Origin of the sequence: Methyloceanibacter sp. (assembly GCF_050726195.1) — a bacterium.
Taxonomy (GTDB): Bacteria; Pseudomonadota; Alphaproteobacteria; order Rhizobiales; family Methyloligellaceae; genus Methyloceanibacter.
Map to the genome: position 1 here is coordinate 112999 of NZ_JBOHJC010000005.1, position 20956 is coordinate 133954.

Annotated in this window: 21 protein-coding genes; 9 read left to right on the top strand and 12 right to left on the bottom strand. The window is 66.0% G+C overall.

Translation table 11 applies throughout. The features are described 5' to 3' along the window. Positions 1-525: 525 nt before the first annotated feature. A complete protein-coding gene (locus ACRECX_RS05210; RefSeq protein ID WP_431557752.1) occupies positions 526-732 on the top strand; it encodes a hypothetical protein in 207 nt (68 codons plus the stop codon). Positions 733-808: 76 nt separating this feature from the next. On the opposite strand, the gene ACRECX_RS05215 is transcribed toward ACRECX_RS05210, so the two are convergent. The 4 genes from ACRECX_RS05215 to mepA all read right to left on the bottom strand — a co-directional run bounded on the left by ACRECX_RS05215 (position 809) and on the right by mepA (position 3494). Beyond that, positions 809-1096, bottom strand: a complete 288-nt coding sequence (locus ACRECX_RS05215) for an EF-hand domain-containing protein (protein ID WP_431557753.1) — start codon at positions 1094-1096, stop codon at positions 809-811. A 121-nt stretch (positions 1097-1217) separates the two neighbouring features. After that, positions 1218-1781: a universal stress protein gene (locus tag ACRECX_RS05220; RefSeq protein WP_431557754.1), complete on the bottom strand. Its 564-nt coding sequence runs from the start codon at positions 1779-1781 to the stop codon at positions 1218-1220. 65 nt (positions 1782-1846) lie between these two features. Beyond that, positions 1847-2242, bottom strand: a complete 396-nt coding sequence (locus ACRECX_RS05225; protein ID WP_431557755.1) for a DUF2237 family protein — start codon at positions 2240-2242, stop codon at positions 1847-1849. Between the two features lie 49 nt (positions 2243-2291). Then, positions 2292-3494 (bottom strand): penicillin-insensitive murein endopeptidase, encoded by a 1203-nt coding sequence (gene mepA, locus ACRECX_RS05230; protein WP_431557756.1) that lies wholly within the window; start codon positions 3492-3494, stop codon positions 2292-2294. Between the two features lie 207 nt (positions 3495-3701). Between mepA and ACRECX_RS05235 the strand changes: the two genes are divergently transcribed. After that, positions 3702-4127 carry a L,D-transpeptidase gene (locus tag ACRECX_RS05235; protein ID WP_431557757.1) on the top strand — a complete coding sequence of 142 codons (426 nt, stop codon included), beginning with the start codon at positions 3702-3704 and terminating at the stop codon, positions 4125-4127. A 4-nt stretch (positions 4128-4131) separates the two neighbouring features. Here the strand turns inward: ACRECX_RS05235 and ACRECX_RS05240 are convergent, their stop codons facing one another. Then, positions 4132-5271 (bottom strand): alpha/beta fold hydrolase, encoded by a 1140-nt coding sequence (locus tag ACRECX_RS05240; RefSeq protein ID WP_431557758.1) that lies wholly within the window; start codon positions 5269-5271, stop codon positions 4132-4134. Between the two features lie 160 nt (positions 5272-5431). Here ACRECX_RS05240 and ACRECX_RS05245 point away from each other — a divergent pair, with 160 nt between their 5' ends. From ACRECX_RS05245 to ACRECX_RS05260, 4 genes are all read left to right on the top strand, one after another. Further along, the gene (locus tag ACRECX_RS05245) at positions 5432-6571 is read left to right on the top strand and encodes a class I SAM-dependent methyltransferase (protein ID WP_431557759.1); all 1140 of its coding nucleotides are present in this window, start codon (positions 5432-5434) and stop codon (positions 6569-6571) included. Between the two features lie 144 nt (positions 6572-6715). Then, on the top strand, positions 6716-7387 hold the full coding sequence (locus tag ACRECX_RS05250; RefSeq protein WP_431557760.1) for a carbonic anhydrase: 672 nt from the start codon (positions 6716-6718) through the stop codon (positions 7385-7387). A 149-nt stretch (positions 7388-7536) separates the two neighbouring features. Continuing rightward, a complete protein-coding gene (locus ACRECX_RS05255) occupies positions 7537-8664 on the top strand; it encodes a linear amide C-N hydrolase (RefSeq protein ID WP_431557761.1) in 1128 nt (375 codons plus the stop codon). Positions 8665-8852: 188 nt separating this feature from the next. Beyond that, positions 8853-9749 (top strand): hypothetical protein, encoded by an 897-nt coding sequence (locus tag ACRECX_RS05260; protein WP_431557762.1) that lies wholly within the window; start codon positions 8853-8855, stop codon positions 9747-9749. A 5-nt stretch (positions 9750-9754) separates the two neighbouring features. Here the strand turns inward: ACRECX_RS05260 and ACRECX_RS05265 are convergent, their stop codons facing one another. Then, the gene (locus tag ACRECX_RS05265) at positions 9755-9964 is read right to left on the bottom strand and encodes a hypothetical protein (protein ID WP_431557763.1); all 210 of its coding nucleotides are present in this window, start codon (positions 9962-9964) and stop codon (positions 9755-9757) included. A gap of 229 nt (positions 9965-10193) precedes the next feature. Between ACRECX_RS05265 and ACRECX_RS05270 the strand changes: the two genes are divergently transcribed. Further along, positions 10194-12290 (top strand): AI-2E family transporter, encoded by a 2097-nt coding sequence (locus ACRECX_RS05270; protein ID WP_431557764.1) that lies wholly within the window; start codon positions 10194-10196, stop codon positions 12288-12290. Positions 12291-12309: 19 nt separating this feature from the next. On the opposite strand, the gene ACRECX_RS05275 is transcribed toward ACRECX_RS05270, so the two are convergent. The 3 genes from ACRECX_RS05275 to ACRECX_RS05285 all read right to left on the bottom strand — a co-directional run bounded on the left by ACRECX_RS05275 (position 12310) and on the right by ACRECX_RS05285 (position 14311). Continuing rightward, entirely contained in the window at positions 12310-12564 is a 255-nt protein-coding gene (locus tag ACRECX_RS05275) for a hypothetical protein (RefSeq protein WP_431557765.1), read from the bottom strand. A 258-nt stretch (positions 12565-12822) separates the two neighbouring features. Continuing rightward, a complete protein-coding gene (locus ACRECX_RS05280) occupies positions 12823-13551 on the bottom strand; it encodes a trypsin-like serine peptidase (RefSeq protein ID WP_431557766.1) in 729 nt (242 codons plus the stop codon). 22 nt (positions 13552-13573) lie between these two features. After that, positions 13574-14311 carry an SGNH/GDSL hydrolase family protein gene (locus ACRECX_RS05285; RefSeq protein WP_431557767.1) on the bottom strand — a complete coding sequence of 246 codons (738 nt, stop codon included), beginning with the start codon at positions 14309-14311 and terminating at the stop codon, positions 13574-13576. Positions 14312-14528: 217 nt separating this feature from the next. Here ACRECX_RS05285 and ACRECX_RS05290 point away from each other — a divergent pair, with 217 nt between their 5' ends. Further along, entirely contained in the window at positions 14529-16313 is a 1785-nt protein-coding gene (locus tag ACRECX_RS05290) for a pyrroloquinoline quinone-dependent dehydrogenase (RefSeq protein WP_431557768.1), read from the top strand. Between the two features lie 83 nt (positions 16314-16396). Here the strand turns inward: ACRECX_RS05290 and ACRECX_RS05295 are convergent, their stop codons facing one another. After that, positions 16397-17689, bottom strand: coding sequence for an MFS transporter (locus tag ACRECX_RS05295; RefSeq protein WP_431557769.1), 1293 nt, complete (start codon positions 17687-17689; stop codon positions 16397-16399). Positions 17690-17769: 80 nt separating this feature from the next. On the opposite strand from ACRECX_RS05295, the gene ACRECX_RS05300 reads away from it, so the two are divergent. Continuing rightward, the gene (locus tag ACRECX_RS05300; protein WP_431557770.1) at positions 17770-18360 is read left to right on the top strand and encodes an HdeD family acid-resistance protein; all 591 of its coding nucleotides are present in this window, start codon (positions 17770-17772) and stop codon (positions 18358-18360) included. 1 nt (position 18361) lies between these two features. On the opposite strand, the gene ACRECX_RS05305 is transcribed toward ACRECX_RS05300, so the two are convergent. Together ACRECX_RS05305 and ACRECX_RS05310 are read right to left on the bottom strand one after the other, a co-directional pair. Beyond that, positions 18362-19762, bottom strand: a complete 1401-nt coding sequence (locus tag ACRECX_RS05305) for an SH3 domain-containing protein (RefSeq protein WP_431557771.1) — start codon at positions 19760-19762, stop codon at positions 18362-18364. A gap of 52 nt (positions 19763-19814) precedes the next feature. Next, positions 19815-20939, bottom strand: a complete 1125-nt coding sequence (locus ACRECX_RS05310) for a TAXI family TRAP transporter solute-binding subunit (protein ID WP_431557772.1) — start codon at positions 20937-20939, stop codon at positions 19815-19817. Positions 20940-20956 lie beyond the last annotated feature (17 nt).

Below are 20956 nucleotides of genomic sequence, written 5' to 3' on the forward strand. Positions count from 1 at the left end.
ATTTACCAGCGCCGGGCCGCGCTTTCGCCGCAAGTCTCCCGCGCCGGGCCAGAGCTTCTTTCAGGTTTCGCCCCGGCGCGTTTGGTGTGGACCTTGCGGTCGTCAGTCAGCTCCTGACAGGACCTCATCTTGGGTCCGGGCGGAGCCCCGGCGCCGCCCGGGTGCTTCAGTGCGAGTGAAGCCCGCAGGCGCCGCACCCCGTCCCGCCACTCAAGACGCCTCTAGAGCAACGCCCCTTCAGAAGGACGAGGTGGCCGCATTGTAAGCGAGGGGTCGCGGAAGGTCTAGGAATATTTTCCAGCTGATATGGCGAACGCCTCGCGTGGGTTGTCCCGATTTCGCTTCGCTCATCCGGACCACAATTTGAACTGGCGGCGCGTCCTCCATACCTCGACTGTACGCAACGGATAGCCAGAAGGTATTGGGAAAGGGGGCGCGGGCTTTTTAGCCTGTCACTCAAGCCGGGTCTCGAACCGGCTGAGGACTCAGGAATCCTCCTGACCTCCAGATCCTTGGAGAACCCCCATGCTGAAATTTCTCTATGCCGGCGCCCTGATCGTCGCCTTCGCCACGCCCGCGCTTGCCGCGGACTATTATGTTGCGCTCCGCTACGGCGGCGGCTGCGTGATGACGTCAACCGCGCCGAGCAGCAAGTCTTACAAGGTGATGGGCGTCTACCCGACCAAGCGTCAGGCCAAGATGGCCATGCACGGCATGATGGAGTGCCGTTAGGCTCTGGCATGCAAAGCGGCCCCGGGACGAGACCCCGGGGCCGCTTTTCAATTGCGTAGTGAGCCGGCGCTGCCGCTCACCGGAACGGGTACTTCACAAGACCCTTCTTGCAGGCCTTCTTGAACTCCCGCTTGGAGATACGTCCGTCCTGGTCCGGACCGTCAGCCAGTGCGAAGTTGACGATGAATGGAGCGGCGTTCTGCCGGTAGAGATAGCGGCCATCGGGAACGGCAGCATGCCAGACCGTCTTGCACTGTTTCTTGTCCAGGACGGCGGACGGCCGGCCCGAGGTCATCGTCGCGGCCGAGGCGTATCCCGACACGACGAGCAAGGCCAGACCTGTCAGAATTGCGAACGTCCGCATTGGCATCCTCCTCTGTTATGAAGTTTCGGAGGTTACGCCTGTGCGCTCCGGCCCAATACGGCAAAGAGCCGCCCGGCAGCGTCCGCCTGCGCTCTTGGTAAACCGCAGGTATCCGGATGGCTCAGGCCAGCGCGAGAATTTCCTCGATGCTGAGGTGGCCGGGCACCACGGTGAGAGGCACCGGGAACACGCCGGCGAACTTGCCGCCGGCAAGACTCGACACGAGCGGGCCGGGGCCTGAGGGGTCCTTCGAGGCGCCGAGCACGAGCACGCCGATATCCTGGTCCTCCTCGATCAGCTTGGTAATCTCCTCGGCCTTGGTGCCTTCGCGCACGATCTCCTCCGGCACCAGGTCCTCGAAGCCCATGGCCTTGAGCTTGCGGCCGAACAGGCGGAACACGGCCTTCGCCTTGTTCTGTCCCTCCTCGCGCGCCACCTCCTCCACGCCGAGCCAGTGCAGCGCCTCGCCCTCGGGCTCGATCACATAGAGCAACGCCAGCTGGCCCGTGGTGCGCTGGGCGCGGCTGGCGGCGAAGGCGAGCGCGCTTTCGCATTCCGGCGTTTCGTCGACGACCACGAGAAACTTGCGCTTGTGACCTTCGGCAAAGATTTGCCGCAGCTTGCGCAACTTTGCACTCGCGGCGGGCGTCTTGGCAGGTTCGGCTGGCTTCTTCTTCCTAGGCATGGGGCGGCATGCTGCCATCACTCCGCGTCGCCAACAAGGAAACTTCCACGGGCGATCTCAGCGCCTCAAGCAAGGTCGATGGCGTAGCGCTTGAGGTCTTCGAGTGTCACCACCTCGAGCGTGGCCTCATGCGTCGCGGCGAGAATAACGCGCGGCGCGCGGTTTGCCTCGAGCGCCTCGCGCCAGCGCGCGGCGCACAGGCACCAGCGGTCGCCGGGCTTGAGCCCCGGAAATCCGAAATCGGGCATCGGCGTCGAGAGATCGTTGCCGCGCGACTTGGAGAAGGCGAGGAACTCGGCCGTCACCTCGACGCACACCGTGTGCAGGCCGAGATCCTCGGGCCCGGTGTGGCAGCAGCCGGTACGATAGAAGCCGGTGAGCGGCCGCTCGGAACAGTCCTTGAGCGGCTCGCCGAACACGTTCTTCTGCCCCTGGAAGGGATTTGCCCGCCGCTCCAACATGGGTGGGATTGTGCCCGAAGCGAACTGTGAGGTGAAGAGCCTCCCGGCCTCAGCGGATCGGGTTGCGGTCGGGCATTGGCATGCCGATCTGGCCGCCATTGCGCAAGGTCTGCAGCGCCGCCTGCGTGAGGATCGGCAGCCCGGGTCCCGCGTCCTTGCTGGCGAGGGCCTTAAGCGCCACCGGCGGCAGTTCCTCCTCCTTTGCGGGGGGCTCGAAGCCGCCGGCGGTGAGCACCGTCTTGCAATCGCCAGGCAGGTCGGTGAGCCGGAGCGGCGGCTTGGTCTTGGCCGGCTTGGCCGGCTTGGCGTCGGGCTTCACGTCTTGCTCCGCTTCTTCCGCCGCCTGCACTGCTTGTTGTTGTTCCGCCTGCCAGATCGCCGACTTCTTCAGCATCTCGTACCAGTCCTTGAGCTCCTGGCCGCAGCCGTCGTCGCCCAGCACCGGCTTCTGGTTCTCGCAACCGGCCATGCCAGGCGGGCAGGCGAGGCGTACGTGGAAATGGTAGTGGTGGTTCCACCACGGCCGCACCTTGCCGAGCCAGGCGCGCTCCGTGCCGACGCTCGCGGCGCGCTCGCAGAGCCCCTTTTTGATGGCCGGATGCACGAAGATGCGCGCGAGCTGGGGATAGGACGCCGCGCGCTTGATGAGCTTCACATGCCCAAGAGTGAACACCTCGGGATCGACGCTGAACGGGTCCTTCAGCATCGACACGGCGTTCATGTCCTCGCGCTCCTGCGGCGTCAGGATGCGGTCCGGCATCGGCGTGAGCCAGATATCGGCGTCGAGCCCGATCTGATGGCTGGTGTGGCCGTTGAGCATTGGCCCGCCGCGCGGCTGCGACATGTCGCCGACGAGAAGGCCCGGCCAGCCGTCGAGCGCGCGCGCATCGCTCGCCAGCCGCTCCATGAACTCGACAAGCTGCGGGCTTCCCCAGTTGCGGTTGCGGGTGAGCCGCATGACCTGCCAATCCGGCCCGTTGATCGGCAGCGACACGCCACCGGCAAGACAACCCTTCGAGTAGCTGCCGATGGCGCGGGCGGCGAGCGGCGCGGGCGTGGCCGCGGCTCCGAATAGAGTCTTGGCCGGGGGCGCCGGGGGCGCCTTGGGCTTCTTAGGCGCGGGCTTGGGCTGAGGCTTGTCGGTCGCCGCGGCCGCCACCGGCTTGGCGCCCACCTTGGGCGCCTTGATCTGCTCGGCGGACACGCCGCTGCAATACAGCAAAAGTATGAGACTCAGGAACAGCCCTCGCATCGGCACTTTCCCATCAGGCCCGTCTCGCGCTTTGAGACTAGCACAATTGATGTGGGTAAATGGAGACCGCGGGCCGAAGAAGCGCGATTTGGTCCGCGCGTTCAGCAGACGTTCAGCCGCAAGCGCTTAAATTTGACCGATATTTTGATTCGGGAACCGCCAGGCGGGGGCGCATCTGGCGGCCGACCTGAAACGGAGGGAGCGATCATGCGACGCTGCGTGTTTCTGGCCGGGCTGCTCGCCCTGGCGCTGGCCTTGCCCGGCTCTGCCTTTGCCGGCGTGCTCGCCCAGATCAGCCTCGGAAGCCAGCGCATGCAGGTCTACGTGAACGGCGAGCCGGTCTACAACTGGCCCGTGTCGACGGCGCGGCGCGGCTATCGCACCCCGACCGGGACTTACAAGCCGTACCACCTCGCGCGCCGCCACTACTCGACGATCTATGACGGCTCGCCGATGCCCCACTCGATCTTCTTCCACAAGGGCTACGCCATCCACGGCTCGTACGAGACGAAGCACCTCGGCAGCCCGGCGTCCCATGGCTGCGTGCGGCTCCACCCCTCCAACGCCGCCGCGCTTTATGGCCTGGTGCAGCGCTACGGCGCCGGCAACACCACCATCAAGATCACGCACTGAGCCGCTAGCGCCCGCACACGGAGGGCGCCGGGAGCCCACGAAAGCGGTCGTCCATCCATTTCAGCGCCGTCGATACGCTCGCTTTGGCGGCGAAGGTGTGGGAGACGCCGGGCAGCTCGACGAACATCACCCGCGTTCCTTGCTTGCACGGATGCGTGCCGAACTGCTTGGTGATCCTAGGCCAGACGGTCGTATCGGCGGTGCCTTGCGCCAGGAACACCGGCGCGCCGGCGGGCGCCTGACCCGGCGTGTTCTTCGCCATGATCGAGCGCCACGGCTCGGTCTTGGTGGGGTTGGCCTTGAGGAAGCGCATGGACTGAAGCGGCTTCTCGGCGTCGTTGATGGCGGCGAACTCGGCGACCGACTCGATGCAGTCATGCGCCATGGCCTGATAGGCGCCCATGGCGGCGGGCTCGACCAGCGTGGAAGCCGGCGTGCCGTAGAGGTTGGACCACGAGTAGATGGTCATGGCCGTGAGCTCCTTGCCTTCCGAGGTTCGGCTGTCGGCGTCGAACAGCTCTATGAGGTAGGTCGCGGGCGCCGCTGCGGCGATGCCGAGCAGCTTGAGCTCGGGCGCGTAGGCTCTGGCGAGCTCGCCGGTATAGAGCGCGGCGTGGCCGCCCTGGCTGTGGCCCCACACGACGAACCGGTTCGACGCGCCTGAGCGCGGCAAGGCGATCGCCGCGCGCACCGAATCGAGCACGGCGCGTCCCTCGCTGATGCCGATCAGGTAGGGATGAATGCCCGGCGTGCCGAGCCCCGGATAGTCGGTGGCGACGACGATGTAGCCCTTGTCGAGCATCGACGGGAGTCCCCAGATCATGCCGGCGGTGTCCGGCATCAAGGATGGCGCGCATTTCTCGACCACGCCGGATGTCGGGTGCGCGTAGGCGATGACGTTGCGGCCGCCTGCGGGCGGCGTGCCGGCAGGGATGAAGATCGCCGCCGATACGGCGATCGGCTCGCCCTTCAAGCCGGTCGACCGGTAGAGGATTCGAAACGCATCACCGTTACCGGGTCCGCCGCCGAGAAGCGGCCACACATTGAGGATGGCGCCAGGCTTTTCTGCCTTTGCGCTGTCCATGGGACCGAGGACGAGCAGGGCCGTGACGGCAAGCCGCAGGCAGGACTTCATAAGACGCATTCCAAGGCTCCCGGTTGCTGACGCGGCGGGATCATAGCCCGGCAGTCCCGCATTTCCGCTACCTGAACCTCGGATTTGCCGCAGTCGTGGGCATTTCATTCGACCCGCTTCCGGGGCACAATCGGCCCCGAATGCCAAGAAAAGCCGGGGGAATAACCGCATGCCATCAGCCGCAAGCACGCTCGACGCCTTCATCAACCGGGTCGGCGGGATCGCGACGCCGTTCTCCCTCGAGCTGCCCGACGGCGCCAAGCGAACCGTGGGACAAGGCAAGCCCGAGTTCCACGTCGGCTTGCACAACGAGCGGGCCATCAAGGCGCTCCGCACCTTGGACGAGGGCGACATCGCTGAGGCTTATCTACAAGGCGACATCGACATCGAAGGCGACATGCTGAAGCCGTTCGCGCTGCGCGCCTCGCTCGACGATAGCCATCCGCTGGTCGCCGCGTGGCGCTTCATTCAGCCGCTGCTGTTCGGGCAGGTCTACACCAACAAGCAGGCGATCGCGTCCCACTACAATCTCGACCCAAAGCTGTTCCTGAGCTTCCTCGATCCCGTCTTCCCGGCCTACAGCCAAGGCGTCTACGCTAACGATGACGAGCCGTTGTCGAAGGCGCTTCAGCGCAAATTCGATTGGGCCATCGCGCAATGCGATCTCGGCGCCGGCAAGCGCGTGCTGGAGATCGGGCCCGGCTGGGGCGCCTTCGCCGGCCACGCGCTGCAATCCGGCGTCCACTTCACCGGCATCACCAATTCGGAAGTGAGCCAAGCCTTCCTGCGCGACAAGCTCGCCAATTTCGGCGACCGGTTCGATATCCTGCTCACCGACTTCTACGACTTCGAGCCGAACGAGCCTTTCGACGCCATCGTTATCATGGGCGTCATCGAGCACCTGCCGAACTACGCGAAGGTGCTGAAGAAGTTCTACCGCCTGTTGAAGCCGGGCGGCCGCGTGTTCCTCGACGGTAGCGCCGCCAGGAAGAAGTACGAGCTGTCGACCTTCATGGTGCGCTACATCTATCCCGGCAACCACTCCTTCCTCGTGCTCGACGACTTCCTCAACAAGATGAACAAGACCGAGTTCGAGGTCGAGGAGCTGCACAGCGACCGCTGGAGCTACTACCTCACCTTCAAGCAGTGGGCGGAGAATTTGGAGTCTAACAAGGACTCCGTGAAGAAAACGTTCGGCGAGTTCGAGTATCGCCGCTTCCGCCTCTATCTGTGGGGCGCGGCCTACGAGTTTCTCGCCCGCAACCTCGACTGCTACCGCATGATCCTGTCGAAGCCTAAAAACGCCTAGGTCAGTAGACGTAAGTCTTAAGGATTGTCCGCCTAAAGATTGAGCCTGACCGGCGTGGCGCGCTCGAAAGGGGTGCGCCCACAAGGGAGACTCACAACCATGTGCGGAATTTGCGACTCTAAGGCGATCTCACGGCGCAGCCTCATGGCTGGTGCCGGCACGCTGCTCGCGGCGGGCGCTTTTGCCGTTCGCCCAGGCCACACTGCCGAAGAGGCGCCGCTGTCAAACGCCATCTCACCGTCCGAGGCGCTCGACCGGCTGAAGCAAGGCCACGCCCGCTACGCTGCCGGCGAGTTCAACGAGAGGGATTACCTTGCCGGCCGTGCCGCGCGGGCCGCGGGCCAATACCCAGTCGTGGCGGTCCTCGCCTGCGCGGACAGCCGCGTTCCGCCGGAGATCATCTTCGACAAGGGTCCTGGTGAAGTCTTCGTGGTCCGTGACGCCGGCAATGTGGTGAGCACCTATGGACTGGCGAGTATCGAGTACGCGATCGTGGTCCTCAAAGTGCCGCTCCTGCTCGTGCTGGGGCATTCAAACTGCGGCGCGGTCGCCGCGGCGCTCCAGTCTGCGCTGGAGCGCAGCAAGCTGCCGGGCCATCTGCCAGAGTTGGTCGAGGCGATCCAGCCGGCGGTGGACGCCGCCCACGGCAAGCATCCGGGCGATCTTCTGGCCGCGACCATTGACGAGAATGTCCGCCTCGGCATGAGCAACCTGAAGACGCGGTCGGATGTCATCGGTGACGCCATCAAATCGGGCAAGGTGGGCATCGCCGGCGGTGTCTACGATCTCGCCACAAGCAAGGTCAATTTCCTGTAGGCGCGCCGCATCCCCGCAAACTACCGCAAATGCCGTAGACTTCGGCGGCAAAGCCTTAAGCCTAGGTCGAGCGTGCCATGGATGCTTAATGGCGGCTTAGGGGATCGCCGCGATCATCGCCGCACGCACTTCTCTGGGAGGATGTCATCATGATCCGCCGCGCTGCAATCTATACACTCGCCGCTTCGCTCGCTCTCGCCACCACGCCGGCCTTCGCCTGCACCGGCATCAGCCTCAAGTCACAAGACGGCGCCGCCATCCGCGGCCGCACCTTGGAGTTCGGCTTTCCGCTTCAGTCGAACGTCATCGTCGTCCCTGCCGGCAAGGAGTTCACCGCCGTCATGCCTGACGGCGGCAAGGGCCTGACCTATACGACCCGCTACGGCATTGTCGGCGCCAACGCCTTCGACCAGGTGGCGATCATCGACGGTCTGAACGATCAGGGCCTCTCCGTCGGCCTGTTCTATTTTCCGGGCTACGCTCAATATGCCGACGCGAGCCAGGTCGACGCCGCGCACGCGCTCGCGCCCCAGGATTTCGGCATGTGGGTGCTCGGCAACTTCGCCACGGTCGATGAGGTGAAGAAGGCGGTCGAGGACATCGCCATGGTGGCGACGCCCATGCCTGGCCTCGGCAGCGCCAAAGGCGCGCCCGCCGACGTGCACTTCTTCATCCAGGACAGAAGCGGCAAGTCGATCGCCGTCGAACCTATCGACGGCAAGCTGAAGGTCACCGACGCGCCGCTCGGCGTCATGACCAACGCGCCGACCTACGACTGGCACCTGACCAATCTCAACAACTATCTCAATCTCTCGGTCAAGGACGTGACCTCGTCCAAGCTCGGCCCGGTCGGCTTATCGAGCTTCGGGACAGGCGCCGGCCTGCACGGCTTGCCGGGCGACTTCACGCCGCCGTCGCGCTTCGTCCGTGCCGCCATCTTCAGCCAGGCGGCGACGCCGAACGCTGAAGCCGAGGACGCCGTGTTCAGCGCCTTCCACATCTTGAATCAGTTCGACATTCCGAAGGGCTCGGTCCAGGGGTCGGTGGTCAGTAGCACGGCCGCTGAGATCACGGAGTGGACCAGCGTCAACGACCTCAAGAACCTGCGCTGGTATTTCCGCACCTATCAGGACCAATCGATCCGCATGGTCGATCTCGAGGAAGCCATCAAGGCGGCCAAGGGCGAGATCCGCACCATCGACATGGAGACCTCGGCCCAGAAGGTGCAGAACGTCTCGACCGAGGTGAAGAGCCCCAACCACGCTGCGGCGGACTAGCCGGCTTTCTTGGCGCGCTCATCAACGAGGCGGCCCCGGAGGCATCCCCGGGGCCGCTTTTGTTGTGGAGTGTCCCATTTCAAGACGGGCCGGGCGGAAACGCGTGGGGCGCCCCGCCGTGAGGCGAGACAGATGGCGTTTCCATGAATAGGATCGGCGCCCTGGGGAAACGTCCGCTGCGCCGTGCCATGTCTCATTGTCGTTTGTCGCTTTCATTTGCCCGTTTCCGCGCCGCGATCTGCGCGGCCACCCTTGCGCTTGCGCTCGTCGCCTTAGCGCCGCCTCCGGTCTATGCCCAAGAGCCGGCCGAAGAGCCGGCAGCGGAGCCGCAGCAAGAAGCGCCGGCGGAAAGCAAGCCGTCATGGGACGTTTCGAAGCCGTGCGAGAATGTGCAGCATCCCTACGAGGCCGACCTCTGCCAGCAATGGCGCACGGCGGAGGCTGCCGAGAAGACCGCCATTTCCACCGAGCGCGCCGTGGCGCTATCGCGGCTCCTGATGCTGATCGGCCTCGCGGCGACCGGCCTCCTCCTTTTGCTGTTCATTCCTCTCATCCTCGCCGCTCTCGCGGCGCGCCGCGCCGCCCGTGGTGCTGGCGCCGCCCATGCGTCAGCGCCCGACACGGCCGATCGCGAGGACGAGGTCCGCGCTTACGTGGACGTGGACAAGCTCGAGTTCATCGAGACCCCGGAGTCGGAAGGCGTGGTCAAGGTCAAGGTCGTGTTCCGCAATACCGGCCAGACGCCGGCCTTCAAGACCCGCAGCGCCACCCAGATCGGTATCAGGGGCGTGGCCGACGAGGACCTCATCCCCGTCATGCCGCTCCCCGACCGCGCCGCGAACTCGGCGCGCCCGCGGCTCGGCCGCGACGCCACCACCGTTGACATCGTCGAGTGCGATTCGACGCCGAGCCTCGCCGACCGCGTGATGAACGGCGACGCCACCATCGTCGTGTGGGGCTTCGCCGAATACATGGATGTGTTCGCGCGGCGGCGCCGGACGTCGTTCCAATATCTCTGCAACGCCGAGACGCTCGACACGGGGCAGGTCTTCAAGCCCATGGTGCGCGGCGACGAGGAAGGCTAGTCAGCCTAGTCGCACCAGGACCTCAGTCTGCCGAGCGGGCCGCGGCGCCAATAGCAATCGGGCCCGAAGGTCGGAGCCAACGCAACCGCATAACCGGGATCCACGGGCACGTAGCCGGGCGCCGCTTCGACATAACCCGGGTCCACATAGTCGGGCGCCACTTCGACATAGCCGGGCTCGACATAGCCGGGTTCCGCGACATAACCCGGCGCCACATAGCCGGGCTCGGGCCCGCACCCGTAAGGACCGCAATCGAAAGTCCGCGCGGATTCGCAACCGGGCGCAAGTCCGCGCGGATTCGGAACCGGCTAGGCTTTTCAACGGTTTCTTGGTCTATTCACGGTGCAATGCCGACCCCTGGAGCGTAAGCTTCAGAGCCAAGCGCCGGCCGGGCCCTCGCGCGGAGCCACGGGCGTCTTGGCGTGCCGGGACCGTAACGCGCCCATGTCGCCCCGACTGCCGCTCCTCACCACCTCCGCCGACGCGAGAGCCGCCACGCTTCAGGGCCTGCTCATTGCCACCATCGTCATCGGCGCGCTCTATTTCGCCCGCGACGTGCTCCTGCCGCTTGCGCTCGCCATCCTGCTGAGTTTCGTGCTCACGCCGCCGCTTCTCCTCCTCCGGCGCATCAAGGTGCCGCGCGTGCTCGCCGTCGCCATCGTCGTGGGCGTAGCCTTCGCCATCATCTTCGGCCTTGGCTGGCTGATCTCGCGCGAGGCTACCCAACTGGCCGCCGACCTTCCCGGCTATCAGGCGACGCTCTCGCAAAAAATCCAGTCGCTGCGCGAGTCGACGAGCGAATCGAAGGTTCTGCAAAAGGCGGAAGACGTCCTCACCGATCTGCAAGCGCAACTTGACCAGCCCCAACAAGCCCCGCCGGCGCCTTCGGTCGGCGCGGAGGCACTGCATCCCGACGACAAGCCGGTCGTGGTCGAGGTCCGCCAGCCGCCGCCGACAGGGCTCGCGCTCTACCGCCGGATTGCCGGCACGCTTCTCCCGCCGCTCGCCACCGCCGGCATCGTGCTCCTCCTCGTCGTGTTCATCCTGCTGCAGCGTGAGGACTTGCGCGACCGGCTGATCCGCCTGTTCGGCGCCTCCGATCTCCAACGCGCCACCTCCACCATGTCCGACGCGGCGGGCCGCCTCTCCCGCTATTTCCTCAGCCAGGTGCTGATCAACGCCGCCTACGGCACCTTCATCGCAGTGGCGCTATGGGCCATCGGCATGCCGAGCCCCATCGCCTGGGGCATCCTCGCCATGCTGATGCGCTTCGTGCCGTATGTCGGCTCCTACATCGCCGCCGCGCTGCCGCTCCTCATCGCCGCGGCCATCGACCCCGGCTGGACCACGGTGATCATGGTGCTCGTGCTGTTCGTCGCCGGCGAGATGTTCATGGGCCAAGTGGTCGAGCCGCAAGTGTTCGGCCGCGGCACCGGCGTCACCCCCATCGCCGTCATCGCCTCGACCATCTTCTGGGCCTGGCTGTGGGGGCCGCTCGGGCTCCTCATCGCCATGCCGATCACCGTGTGCCTCGCCGTGCTCGGCCGCCATGTCGAGGGGCTCGGCTTCCTCGACGTGCTGCTTGGCGACGAGCCGGCGCTGACGCCGGAGCAGAGCTTCTACCAGCGCGCCCTGACCGGCGACGCGGCCGAGGCCACCTATCAGGCCGAGCTTTGCCTCAAGGACCAGAGCCTCGTCGCGTATCTCGACAGGGTGGCGCTTGGCGGCCTCAAGCTCGCCGAGCGCGATGCCGCCCGGGGCGCGCTCGACGGCCAGCAGACCGAGCGCATCGCCCGCACCGTGAAGGAGATGCTGGAGAACCTCGCCGATTTCGAGCCGCGCCGCTGGTTTCAGCGCCTCCGCCACAAGGACGAGGCGACGGAAAACGGCAAGGAGGGCGCCGAAGGCTTGGCTTCGCTCGAGGCCGCGGAGGAGGACGCCGAGGAGAAGCTCCCGGTTATCGATCCGCTCCTGCCCGAGTGGCGCGACGGCGAGCCGGTGCTCGTCATCGGCGGCCGCTCGATGCTCGACGAGGTGGCCGGCGCCATGCTCGCTGCCGTGCTGGAAAAGCGCGGGCTCGGGGCCAAGGCTTTAGGCCCGGAGGCGATCTCCGCCGGCCACATCACCTCGCTGCACAACACGCAAGCGCGCCTCCTATGCCTGTCCTATCTCGGGCTCGGCACCGGGCCCGCCCATATCCGCTATCTGGTCAAGCGCCTGCGGCGCATCCTCCCCGAGGGCACCCTGATCCTCGTCGCCTATTGGCAGGACGGCCAGGACAGCGACAGCGTCAAGGAACTGCTCGATGTGGCCGGCGCCGACGCCTACGCCGCGACGCTTCACGAGGCTGCGGAGTATTGCGTGAAGGCCGCCAAGGGGGAGCTGAAGGGCGAGGCTGAGGCGGCAGAAGGCGAGGCGGAGAAGGGCGGCGATACAGCTGCCGCGGCGAAGGCGACCGCCGCGAAGGCCGCATCGGCCGCCAAGACGCCTGCGCCTGCCGACAAACCCAAAGGCAAGAAACCCGCCGCCCGCGTGGCTTGATGGACCGGACCGAACGCCCCTATGCCGCCCAGGAGCGGATCCCGAGGACCTGGGGCAGGACCTCGTAGGCTTGGCCGAGCAGCTGTGGCGGTTCGAACTCCAACTCAGACATGGCTCTTAGGAGCCTCTCGTCGGACTCCAGTTCGGCGGCGAGCTTGAGCCAGGTCTCCGCCAGGGCTACGAGCTCGCGTCGCGCCCCGTCCGTTGCCGCGCATTGGGCGAACGCCAGGAAGCGCTCCGCATTTTGGCGGCATTCGCCAGGATCTCCTGTCATGCCTGCCGTCCTTTCTGGTGCAGGCGGGAGTCTTGAGGCTCTCAGCCGCCGGGGCCTGTGGTGGTCATGTGCCGACGATGGAGAGAGCTTGCGCCCGCGGCCCGCGCAGTGCGAGTCCCTTATCTCGCAATGCAGCAACGCCGGCTGTCGGGCGAATCCACGATTTTGTCTTGCGGCAAGGCCCCGAAAATCGTGGATGCCCGGCACAAGGCCGGGCATTACGGGTGTCTATTGGGACGCGGAAGTCTGGATCGCGGGTCACGGGCAGGTGCGGCCAGCAATCATCCCGCCCCACGCCCCGATGGGGACGGCGACCGAACCTGCCTTCCCTGTCCCCACCATGATCGCCGCCAGTTTGAGTCCGGCTCCCGTTTGGACGAAGACCGGTCCCCCGGAGCTGGCCGGGTGCGCGGCGCAATCGGTGAGCCAAAGATGCTCGGCCTGTTTGACGAGGCGGCAGCCGAACTGCGCGGTCAACACGTAACGCCGCTTCGCCGGGTAGGCGGCATGGACCAGCGACGCGCCGGCGCCGCCAGCGCCGGCCTGATCGAGGTCCAATGGCGCGATCTTGTCGAGACTGTCGGCAAGCGTGATCAGCGCGACATCCTGTGCGAGCGACGGCTTTTCATAGTCGTAGCCGGGAGGAAAATGCAGACACTTGGCCGTGGCATGCCCGAGCCAGTCCGACCCTCTGACGCCGGCGAGAAAATGGATGTCATGATGCGGGAACGGCTTCTTGCGCCAGGGATCGACCACGCAATGCGCTGCGGTGATGACGACATTGGGCGCGATCAGCGACCCCGTGCATTCGCTTCTGCGCCGGTAGCCGGCGACATTGATCTGGCCGATCGCGCCCCAAGGGGGCCCCGTCTCCTCGATCACCTTCGTGCCGCCGTCCGACGGGCTTGATGGATCTTCTGCGAACGCGCTGATGCCGGTGATGAGGAAGACCGACAGGCATACGATGCCGTGCGCGCAGTGCCGCACGGCTTCGCATCTTGGGTGTCGATTATGCCCCATAGACCTCACTGCGGCGCATCTTGAAGTCGTGGGTGGTGACCACCTCGGCAATGACATGTGCGAGCTTGGCGCCGCCTTTGACCGACGGCTCGATGGGGTTGGCGTAGTCGGCTGGTGAATCGAAGACCAGGCGCAGATCGATGAGCGGTAGCCTGCGGGCGAACGCTTGCCTCGTGATGACGTCGTTGAAGATGGTGAGCCCCGTATTGCCGATGCGGCGCTCATCCGCATCCTCGTAGTTCGAGTCGTAGATCGTGCACACCACGACAGGGAGCTTCGTGCGCGTCACGGCATCGATCATCGCCGCATAGGTCTCGGTAAACGCGGCGCGCACTTTCGAGAGCTTGTCGAGCGCCTCTCCCACCGAGCGGGACTTCTCCTCGAGTATCTCCTTGTACTGAAGCGCGTCGTTGCCGCCCGACGACACCACGAGATGGGTCGCGCCCGCGGGCAGCCGCGCGATCTGGCCTTTCACGTCCGCCGTGACCGAACCGTCGACTGCGCCGAGCGTGGCGCTCCAGCCTGTGGGCAGCGCTTCGCGGAGCTGCTGGATGACGTCGGGGCCGTCGCCGACATAGGCCTTGTTGTCGAAGATCGAGTCGCCGAGCAGCACGACGTGCTTCTTGGCGGGGGCCGGCTCGGCGCGCGCACGCGAGGCGCTTGCGAGGATCGCCGCGCCGGCGATCAGCGCGCGGCGGGAGGGGCTCGGCGGGGTGTCATCGCTCATGGCCGGGCATCATGTCATCGCCGGCTGCGGCGATGCAATTCCCCTCTCCCTCCCCCCGCAGGGGAGTCTCTCCTCCCCTTACGCCGCCAATCCGGTTGAGAACCCGAAACTGTCATCCCGGTGACACCAGAGGTTCATGCGCGGTTGCGACTCTTTCCCTCGCCGCGGCCGGCCTCCCCTGCCGGCCGTACCACCTATGCAATTGAGGGAGGAGAGAATGCCAATATCCGCCTTCCAAATGCCCGTGTTGGCTGTCTTTACCGTCCTGTTGTCCACCGCCGCTTGGGCGGAGGAGCAGGCGCCAATCAAGTCCTACCGGAGCATCACCAGCGACGTTCTGCTCGATCCGAACCCCGCCGACTGGCTGATGTGGCGGCGCACCTACAATAGCTGGGGCCACAGCCCGCTCGATCAGATCAACAGCAAGAACGTCAATCGGCTTCAACTGGCCTGGGCCTATACCCAGGAACCTGGCAACCAAGAGGCCGCGCCGCTCGTTAATGACGGCATCATGTATCTGGCGCAGTCGAACAACGTCGTGCACGCACTCGATGCCACCAACGGCGATCTGCTCTGGGAATACCGCCACCCGTTGCCAGAGCTTAAAGGCAGCTACGTCAAGCGCCAGCTGCTGCGCTCGCGCAACGCCATCGCGCTCCATGACGACAAGGTCTATCTCGCCACCGGCGACGCCCGTCTCGTGGCGCTCGACGCCAAGACCGGCGAAATCGTGTGGAACGTCGCGGTCGCCGATTACAACCCCGGCTTCAACTACACCGCCGGTCCGCTGATCGTGAAAGACATGGTCATCGCCGGCATTTCCGGCTGTACCACGCCCGACACCGGTGGCGGCTGCTTCCTCACCGCCCATGACGCCGAGACCGGCAAGGAGCTATGGCGCCGGCACACCATTGCCCGCGGGGACGATCCCAACGACGCCACCTGGGCTGGTATCCCGCTCGAAGAGCGCAAGGGCGGCTCCATGTGGGGCACCGGCGCCTACGATCCCGAGCTCAATCTGATCTATTGGGGTGTCGCGCCGCCAATCCCGCACTCCGAGCTTGCCCGCGGCACGCCGGAGGCGGCGCACCTCTATACCAACTCGACGCTCGCCATCGACCCCGACACCGGCAAGATCGTGTGGTATTTCCAGCATCTGCCGAGCGACAACTGGAACCTCGATCACGCCTCCGAGCGCGTGCTGGTCGACGTCGGCGACGGCGACGACACGAAGAAGATACTGCTCACCATCGGCAAGACCGGTATCGTCTGGGCGCTCGACAGGAAGACCGGCAAGTACCTCTGGAGCACCGAGACCGTGCATCAGAACGTCATCTCCAACATCGATGAGAACGGCAAGATCACGCTCAACGAGGCGACGAAGCCCAAGGAGCTCGATGTCGACTATCTCGCCTGCCCGTCGCTCTATGGCGGCAAGATCTGGCAGGCGACGGCCTACAACCCCACCACCAAGACGCTGTACGTGCCGCTCGCCAATATGTGCAACGACTACAAGGTCGTCGAGCAAAACCCCGACCCCGGAGAGGATTTCGGCCGCGGCCGCTTCGCCGAACGCCATGCGCCCGGCAATAACGGCATGGTCGGCCGCATCGAGGCGGTGGACGTTGAGACCGGCAAGCCGATGTGGAGCCACCAGCGCCGGGCCATCATCAGCGGCGGTCTGCTCACCACCGGCGGCGGTCTCGTGATCGGCGGCGACGGCGGACGCCGTGCGCTGGCGCTCGATGCCCGCACCGGCACGGTGCTGTGGGAGCTGCCGGTCAGCTCCTCGATCGGCGGCTTCCCGATGACCTATATGGTCAACGGCAGGCAATACCTCGCCATTCCGGTCGGCTCCAACAAGCTCGTTCAGTTCTCGGCGTCTCTGACGCCGGATGTCATTGCCCCGGCCGACCGGAAGGAGGGTAAGGGCTCTGCGTTGTTGGTGTTCGCGCTGCCGCAGGCTCCCGACCTGCCGGCCGTCGCCGAAGCCGAGCAGTAGGGGACTGTAGGGTGGGCAACGGCGCTTGCCGTTGCCCACGCTGAGGATGCGCGCGGTGGTGGGCACGCTCCGCTTTGCCCACCCTACGGATTCGTTCTATCGGTCGCTTGCGGCTCTCGGAAGCAGAGCGCCATCAGGCCGCCGAGGGCGAGCGCCGCGGCGAGGAACAGCAGCGCCGCAGAGAAGTTGCCCGTCGCCTCTCTCAGCACGCCGACGATATAGGGCCCGGCGAAGCCGGCCGTGTTGCCCATGGAGTTGATCAGCGCCAGGCCCGCCGCCGCGCCCGTGCCGGTCAGAAGCGCCGTGGGCAGCGACCAGAACGGCCCGAGCGCCGCATAGAAGCCGAGTGTGGCGAGGGTCAGCGCGATCATGGTGGGCAGCAGCGGCCCGGCATAGGCGCTCCAGGCGAAAGCGGACGCCGCAAGCAGCAGCGGCAGGGCGATGTGCCAGCGCCGCTCGCTGAGCCGATCCGAGCGCCGTCCCCACACCACCATGGCGATCGCCGCGAAGAGATAGGGGATGGCGGTGAGGAAGCCGACCTCGAGCGGCGCGAGTCCGAAACTCGCAATCACTTGCGGCATCCAGAAGCCGATACCGTAGAGCCCGATGACGATGAGGAAATAGAGCAGCCCGAGCGCCAGCACTCTAGGACGAGTGAGGCTCGCGCCGAGATCGGCGTAGCCCACCTCGCGCGTGGTCTTGGCCTCTGCGGCGAGCGTGTCTGCGAGCGACTTGCGTTCGTCCGTGGTGAGCCACGCCGCCTGTTCCGGCTTGTCGTCGAGGAACGCGAGCGCGACGAGCCCGAGGACGATGGCGGGTAGGCCCTCGACGATGAACAGCCAGTGCCAGCCCGCAAGCCCCAAAAAGCCGTGCATCTCCAGAAGCGCGCCCGAGACGGGTCCGCCCACCACCGTGGCGAGCGGCACCGCCGCCATGAACAGGGCGACGATGCGGGCGCGCTCCGCGGCTGGAAACCAATAGGTGAGGTAGAGAATGACGCCGGGGAAGAAGCCGGCCTCGGCGATGCCGAGCAGAAGCCGCAGGACGTAGAAGCTCGTCTCGCCGGTGACGAGCGCCATGGCGCAAGCGACGATGCCCCACGAGATCATGATGCGGGCGAGCCAGATGCGCGCGCCGAAATATTGCAACGCGAGATTGCTCGGAATCTCGAATAGGATATAGCCGACGAAGAAGATGCCGGCGCCGAAGCCGTAGACCGCGGGCGAGAAGCCGAGGTCCTCGTTCATGTGCAGCGCGGCGAAGCCGACGTTCACCCGGTCGAGAAAGTTGACCACATAGCAGAGACCGAGGAACGGGATGAGGCGCCGCGCGGCCTTGGCGACGGCCGCGTCGCGGTGCCGGTGATCTTGGTCCATGGGCCTCCGGGGCTTTGGAGTATGCTGCCGCGGGCCATCATACTGATTCGGCCGCAATTTAAGAGGAGGAGGCTAACCCCATGGCCATTCCCTTGGATCAGGCAGCGGCTGCGCTCCGCGAAGCCATGCGCGAGACGGTGAAGCGCTATTCGTTCTGGTATCTGGTCCAAGGCGTGTTGCTGGTGGTGGCGGGCGTGCTTGCCCTGGTCTACCCGTTCGTCGCCTCGGTCGCCATCGTCTATCTGCTCGGCTGGATCCTGATCGCGAGCGGCATCTTGCAGGGCATCGGCCTCATCGGCGCGAGCAACGTGCCGCATTATTGGCTGCAGCTCATCTCGGCGGTGCTCGCCATCGTCATCGGCGTGTTGCTGTTGCGCGCGCCGGACAGCGGTCTCCTCATCATGACCGTGCTGCTCATCGTCTATTTCATGGTCGAGGGCATCGCTAAGATCATCTTCGCGCTGACCATCCGCCCGTTTCCCAATTGGGGCTGGGTCTTGGGCAGCGGCTTCGTCGGCATCCTGCTCGCGCTCATCCTATGGGCCAACATGCCGCTCTCGTCGGAGTGGGTGCTCGGAATGCTCTTGGGCATCCTCCTGGTGTGCGAGGGAGCAGCCCTCACCTACCTTGCCTGGAAGGTGCGCACGGCCGGGGCGGGCACGGCGGCCTAGACTAGGGCGCGGCGGTTTCCTTGAGGAAGCGGGTGTAGATCCAGCCCTCCTCGGAGCTCGCAGGGTTGGCCACTTGCACCCAGTTGCCCTCGCGGGCTTTGACGCGAAGCTTCGTGCCGGCCTGCAGGACCTTCAGGATCTTCTCGTCGCCCGCCCCGGTCCGCAGATTGACGGCGCTGGTCACCTCGACCCATTCGTTCTTGCCCGCGAGGTCTGCGGCGGCCGCCACGAGCCTGCCAAGCGGACCTGGACTTGGCTGGGGCTGAGCTGCTGCATTTGGCGTCTCCACTGGCGCCGGCGCCGCCTCCTCCGGCACGGCGGCTACCTCCTCCATCTCCGCCGCGGGTGCGAGCGCCCATTGCTGCTTCAGTACCGCAAGCTTCGCCTCGCGGTCGGTGATGCCGAGAGCGCCGGCGCGGTCGTACCAAGCCGCGGCCGCCTCCGGATCGGGCTTGATGCCTTGCGTGCCGAGCGCGGCGATGACCTCGGGATTGTAGGTCGCGCCGACCGCAAGCGCCGCCTCGCCGCTACCGGCCTCCGCGGCGCGCTCGAAATAGGCGCGGGCGCCAGCGAGGTAGCCGACGGCGATCATCTTGTTGCCATGATCGATCAAGTCCTCGACCCGGTCTGCCTCGCCCGCACGGACGACAAGCCCTGCAGCGGGATCAGGCGCGATGTCGAGATCGGTGCCCGCCCGCGCGAGCACGGCGCCATCCGCCGCGACAAGCTCGACACGGAGGCTTGTCCCGCCGGACGCGTCCTCCGGCACGCGCAAGGTGAGCCCGTCTATCTCATCGGGCCCCAGGCTCCATTCGTTGACGCCATAGGGGCGCCCTTGCGAGAACGCCGCGCCCTGCGGCAGGTCGCGGATGGCGATGACGCTCCGGCCTGGCAACGCGCCCGCGGCGTCGATGGCGATGGCGAAGGCAACCTGTTCGCCCGGCTTTGCCTCGATGCGGTCGGGGACGGTGAGCACGATTTCCGGCGCAGGCGTTGCCGCGCCAAGCACTGGCGCGGCGGCGATATTGGCCTGTTGGCTTGTCGTGGCCGGCAGTGCGGCGAAATCGATCCCTGAATCCGGCCCGCGCAGCGCACCGAACCACAGCAGCCCGGCGAGAATGGCCGCCGGGGCCAAAGCCACCAAGGTCAGCACCGCGAACACACCGGGGCTCGGCCAGGTGAAACGCCGAGCGCCGCGGTCTTTCAGCGGTGGAATGACCCCGCCGAGTGGCCGCGGGTCCCGAGTGGCACGTAGTCCTTCGGGTGCGAAGCGCTCGGCCATGGACGACACCGTGTGCCCTGCCAGGTTCTCGGCGGGCAGCTCCGCGGCAATGCGCTCCGCCAGACTCAGCGGACGAGGTATTTCGGGCATTTCAAGTGGCTTGAGCGCCGGCTGGACCATGGCACCCTCCCTACGCGTGACACCAAACAGATGAGCTCGCTTCTAAGTCCCGTCAGTTCTTGTTCTGGTTCTTGCTCCATTCGAGAAAGGCGCGGAACAGTTTGGAGCGCTCCTCTTCCGAGGCGGAGGCGGAGCCCGCGTCGGCCTGGGCGAGGAACGTCTCGAACTTGGCCCGTGCGCCGGAGTCCGCGGCAATGGACTCCTTCGCACGCTCAATCCAAGCCTCAGCCAGCGGTGAGCGCTGCCAGCCCTCGAGAGTCGCGGCGAAGTTCACTTGCTGCCACTTGGGATGCCGCGGCGGGGCCATGAACGCATCGAAATTCGAGAAGAAACGATTCACGAAACGATCGAGCTTGCGGTAGCGCGCGTTGTCGCTCGCCCAATTGAACGACACGAGCACCGCGCACACCGCCAGCGTGTCCACGCGCGTCCCCTCCGCGATCAGTGCGGGATAGTCGTCATGGGTCAGCGTCGCGGGGTAATATTCGTCCTCGAGGCCCTTGGCGTAGGGCACGGGCAGCAGCCTCAGTCCGCCGTCTTCGAGATGGGCGAGGATCGGCGCGGGTTTGCCCGTCACCACCACGGCGGCGCCGATCTCTCCGGCCTTGAGCTTGGCCACGGCGTCGGCCTCGTCGAGATGGACCACGCGCACGCCGATGCCGAGCGCCTCGAACACGAGACGCGCGGTGATCTCGGCGCCGCTGCCCTCAGGCCCGAAACTGACGACCTGGCCTTCCAGCGCGCGAACATCATCGGTTTCCGCCCGCGCCAGCACGTGCATCTCCTCGTTGAACAGCTTGGCGACGTAGGCGATTTGGCTTTCGAGGTCGGGACCGAGTTCGCCCGTGCGCGCGAAGTGCTTAAGCACGTTGGCCTGAGTGATGCCCATGTCGACGCCGCGCATGAACAAGACGTCCTTGAGATTTTGCGCCGGGCCTTTGCCGACCATCGGTACCACGCGCATTTGATCGCCGTCGTCGAGCACTGCGGCGATGTCCTGTATGACGGCGAGGTCGGTAGCGTGAAAGCTGCCGGCCATGATGGTGACGGTGTTGTCGTTGAGCTGCGCGCGATAGCGCTCGCGGACGCTCTGCGCGCTCTCGGCAGCTGCCATATCGGCCGCGACGAGTGCCAGAACGGCGAGCAGGCACAAGCGTGTAGCCAGGGCGAAACGCATCGACTTGCCCCTCACGC